Origin of the sequence: Streptomyces apricus, from assembly GCF_008369065.1 — a bacterium.
GTDB lineage: Bacteria > Actinomycetota > Actinomycetes > Streptomycetales > Streptomycetaceae > Streptomyces > Streptomyces apricus.
On the sequence record NZ_VDFC01000015.1, the window covers coordinates 258,221 to 261,941 of the forward strand.

Genomic DNA, 3,721 nt, shown 5'->3' on the forward strand with positions numbered 1-3,721 from the left:
GCATACCCGCCGACCCCCGCGAGAGCGGCCAGCACGCCGCCGATCCCGGTCCACACCCACCGGTCGGACCACCACCCGGAGGCCCAGCCGTCGTCGGGCTCGATGCTGGACAGCACGGCGCCCGCGCCGGACTCCTCGCCCTCCTCACCCTCCTCGGCGGCCGCCTTCGCGGCGATGCCGGGGACGAGCGGCTCACCCAGGGAGCCGTCGACGGCCGCGGCCCCGCCGACGTCCTTCGAGCCGACCCGGACCTCGGCGCCGACGGGCAGCCCGAGGTCCGCCGCCTTCAGCCCGACCGTGGTCAGCCGGACGTAGTACGTACCCGGCAGCGGGTCGTCGGCCCACGGCTCCGACCAGGCCCGCACCGTACGCAGCGTGCAGGACAGGGACACGGACCCCGCGTCCTGCGCGGCCGTCCGGGTCTGCGCCCCGTACTGGCACGCCTGCCGGCGCCGCAGTCCGTCGTACACGTCGATCTGCCAGGTCGCCGAGGCGTGCGCCGCGGGCAGCTTCACCTTCGCCTCGACCGTCGGCCGCTGCATGGCGTCGGCGGGGAACGACCAGTAGAGGTAGTCGCCCGTGGACGCGCTCGCGGTCGCCGTCTGCCCCTGGTCGATCTCGGCCGCCGTACGGAACGACGTCCCGGCCGAGGTCGGCGCCGCGCTGTCGCCCGACGGGCTCGCGGACGGCGAGGAGTCGGCCGCGGCCGGCACCGCCCCGACGGCCCCGGTCCCGATCAGCAGCAGCCCGGCGGTCACCGCACGCAGCGCACCCCGCGCGCCACCGGCCTTCCGTGCGCTCTCACCACTCGACACGCTTCCACGCCCCATCAGTTGGTCCTCCAGACAGAGACCCGCCAGCGGGAGACCCAGCCCCACAGCACACCCGCGACGAAGCCGACGAGCACCAGCAGGCCCAGCAGCCACCAGCCGCGTCCGAGGCCGAAGGAGGCCACGTCGCTCGACGTGCCCGGACCGTCCACGACGTCGACGGTCAGTTCCAGCGGCAGTCCGGGTGTGGTCTTTACACCCGGCGCCGCCGAGAAGGAGTTGGCGACCTGGAGGCACACGACCTCCGTCGCCGCCTCGTCGTCGGAGTCGTCGCTCTCCGCCTTGGGGTAGCGCAGACCGGCCGACAGGACGTCGGTCCGGCCGTCGCCGGTCGTCTCGCCGCGCACGATCTCACGGCCGCTCGCCGTCACCGCCCGCAGCGACACCCCGTAGTCCCGGTTCACCCGGCGGTCGGCCGCCACGCTCACCGAGGCACGCAGCTCGGAACCGGCCGGGACGTCCACGCGGTACCAGCGGTGCTGTCCGAACTCCTCGCGGTCGGTGTAGAGGCCCGACTTGACCGTGGGCGCCTTCGCGCACGCGTCGGCGCCCTCGACGGCGACCGGCGTCACCACCGGGTCGGCGGCGCGGTCCACCAACTGGTTCACCTTGTCGGTGAGTTCGTCGGTGTGCTCGACCGAGGTGTACGTGCCGCCGGTCGCCTCGGCGATGCAGCTGAGCTGCTGGCGCAGTTTGGTGTTCGGCACGAGGCCGAGGGTGTCGATGGTGAGGCCGATCCCCTTGGCGGCGATCTCGCGCGCCACCTCGCACGGGTCCAGCGGGGCGCAGGTGTCCTCGCCGTCGCTGATGAGGACGATCCGGCGGGAGCCCTCGCCGCCCTCCAGGTCGGCGGCCGCCTTCAGCAGGGCCGGGCCGATCGGGGTCCAGCCGGTGGGCGACAGGGTCGCGACCGCCGTCTTCGCCTCGGTACGGTCCAACGGCCCCACCGGATAGAGCTGTTCGGTGTCCTTGCACCCCGTCTTGCGGTCGTCGCCGCGGTAGTTGGCGCCGAGTGTGCGTATGCCCAGCTCGACCTCTTCGGGAGTCGCGTCGAGGACCTCGTTGAAGGCCTGCTTGGCGGCCGCCATCCGGCTCTGTCCGTCGATGTCCCGCGCCCGCATCGAGCCGCTGACGTCGAGGACGAGGTCCACCTTGGGCGCGGCGGCCCCCGAGGGTTCGTCGGCGACGGCGCCGGCCGGGAGCGCGATCCCGGCCGTCAGGGCGGCGAGCAGGGCACAGGCGCCCACCGCAAGCCGTTGTCTTGTGATCATCGCAGGATCCTATGGAGCAAGGGGGCCACGCCCCAAAACGAGTGGCCCCGTGAGCGTCCGCCAGGAGCCGCCGCCGCAAGCCGCCGCCACAAGCGGTCGCCGCGAGCGGCCGTCAGGCCGGGGTCGTGTCCGCGCCGGTCAGGGGATGGGGCAGACGGGCCCAGAGGTCACCGGGCCGTTCGGGGGACAGCCGCATCAGCGTCAACGCCTTGGCGGGTACGGGCTCGTGCAGGAGCGCCGCCAGGTCGGGGGTGCGCGGCAGGTCCCGTACCGCCGCGGCCAGGGCCTCGCGCAGGGCGGCCGTCGACCCCGCCGTCGCCGCCAGCGCGCCCGCGACGAGCGAGCCGAACAGCTTGCTGCGCAGGACCGCCTCGTCGTCCGTGACGATACGGCCCGTCAGCTCCGGTGCCGGGATGCCGTGGCGGGCCAGCCGGGCCGGGCTGATCCGGATGTCCGCCAGGTCGCGGTAGACCAGCCGGACCGGATCCCCGGCGGGGGAGAGCACCACGAGCAGGTTCTGGCCGTGCGCCTCCAGGGCCACCCCCAGATCGAGCAGCCGCAGCCCCACGGTGAGGGCGAGCCGGCTGAACCGCGCGATCCAGTGCGGCGGTTGCGGGTGGACGTCCGCGGCGAGCGCGGCGACCGGCACGACCCGCTCGCCCGGTCCGGCGTACAGGTCCGGGGACTCCCGCGCGACGGCCGCCAGATCGGGGGAGCCGGCCGTGACCGCGCCGAGCGTGCGGGTGATGTGCAGCAGGCCGTCCAGCCGTCCGGCCATCGACTCCATGAACGCGGACACCGTCGCGGCCGACGTGATCGAGTACACCGAGATGTCCCGCACGGAGGAGGTCAGCCGGGCGCTGAGCGCGGTCTTCAGGTGCGGCCCGCCCGGCACGGCCAGGGTGCGCAGGGACATCAGGGGATGGGCGGCCGTCCCGCCCCCCACGGGCTGCCCGTCCTTCAGCACGTGCCGCGCCTGCCACGGATGCACAGGGATCAGCAGCCGCCCCGCGTCCCGGTACGGCCACGCGCCGGTCGAGCGGCAGTCGTCCTCCCGCACGGCGACGGTGCCCAGTTCGACCACCGGCCGGTGCTCGGGCGCGTACGCCAGCTGGTCGGCCACCGAGAAGCCGGGCCGCGAGCGGCAGTTGGGGTGGAAGGGGTGCCCGTCGACGATCCGCTGCTCCCACTCCCAGAGCGTGCGGGGCTCCTCCGGCGGGAACCGGTCGGCGCGGGACAGGGCCAACGAGGCCACGCTGTGCGCGAGTTCGGCGGCGAAGGCGCGGCCGTGCGGGAACCCGAGCGCCGTCATCAGCACGGCCGGGTGGTCGTACGCCGTCCCGTCCAGCCCGACCTCCGTGCCGGCCGGAGCCGTCGCGTACGGGTCCGGGCGCGGTCCGTGCAGCCGGCGGCCGTCGGCCAGCCGCAGCGTCAGTCCGTCGCGCCCGGCCGTGCGGCGCGTGACCCACGGCAGCGGTTCGTGGGCGAGCCCGCGCCACAGCCGGGCCAGCACGGCCGCCCGGGCACCGGGGAGTCCGGCCTCGTACGCGGACAGCAGCGCGGGGCGCGCGGCGCGCAGCTCGGCGGCGAGGGCCGCCTCGGTCTCGGCCGGGGTGGGGG

General features: G+C 75.1%; 3 protein-coding genes. All 3 read right to left on the reverse strand.

Annotation, left to right across the window (positions count from 1 at the left end; all coding sequences use genetic code 11):
* The coding region (locus FGF04_RS06180; protein WP_235882207.1) for a hypothetical protein at positions 1-758 on the reverse strand (758 nt) is incomplete at its 3' end.
* A gap of 71 nt (positions 759-829) precedes the next feature.
* Positions 830-2,101, reverse strand: a complete 1,272-nt coding sequence (locus FGF04_RS06185; protein WP_149510198.1) for a VWA domain-containing protein — start codon at positions 2,099-2,101, stop codon at positions 830-832.
* Positions 2,102-2,213: 112 nt separating this feature from the next.
* Positions 2,214-3,721: IucA/IucC family protein (locus FGF04_RS06190; RefSeq protein WP_149510231.1), on the reverse strand; the 1,508-nt coding region annotated here is incomplete at its 5' end.